We start from the raw sequence: 788 nt of genomic DNA, 5'->3' as shown, positions 1-788 counted from the left end.
CCACTCCTACCAGCCTTTACAACGGTATGAGTGTAGTGATTATCAAGTTATCGGCTTATTAGTACCGGTCAGCTCCGACAGTCTTTAGTCCTGTCTTCCACATCCGGCCTATCAACCCAGTCGTCTGGCTGGGAGCCTCTCCCCCGAAGGGATGGAAATCTCATCTCGAAGCCGGCTTCCCGCTTAGATGCTTTCAGCGGTTATCCGTTCCGAACGTAGCTAATCAGCGGTGCTCCTGGCGGAACAACTGACACACCAGAGGTTCGTCCATCCCGGTCCTCTCGTACTAGGGATAGATCTTCTCAAATTTCCTGCGCGCGCAGCGGATAGGGACCGAACTGTCTCACGACGTTCTAAACCCAGCTCGCGTACCGCTTTAATGGGCGAACAGCCCAACCCTTGGGACCTACTCCAGCCCCAGGATGCGACGAGCCGACATCGAGGTGCCAAACCATGCCGTCGATATGGACTCTTGGGCAAGATCAGCCTGTTATCCCCGAGGTACCTTTTATCCGTTGAGCGACAGCGCTTCCACAAGCCACTGCCGGATCACTAGTCCCGACTTTCGTCCCTGCTCGACTTGTCAGTCTCACAGTCAAGCTCCCTTGTGCACTTACACTCGCCACCTGATTGCCAACCAGGTTGAGGGAACCTTTGGGCGCCTCCGTTACTCTTTGGGAGGCAACCGCCCCAGTTAAACTACCCATCAGGCACTGTCCCTGAACCCGATTAGGGTCCGAAGTTAGATATCCAGAGTGACCAGAGTGGTATTTCAACAATGACTCCAC

General features: G+C 54.7%; 1 rRNA gene. It reads right to left on the bottom strand.

What is annotated here, in order from left to right:
• Positions 1–38: 38 nt before the first annotated feature.
• Positions 39–788, bottom strand: a 23S ribosomal RNA gene (locus C5C82_RS17160); the annotation flags it as partial.

Source organism: Rathayibacter sp. AY1D5 (genome assembly GCF_002932515.1).
Lineage (GTDB): Bacteria > Actinomycetota > Actinomycetes > Actinomycetales > Microbacteriaceae > Rathayibacter.
The sequence above is the reverse complement of the archived record's forward strand: the minus strand, read 5'-3'. Positions and strand labels throughout refer to the sequence as shown.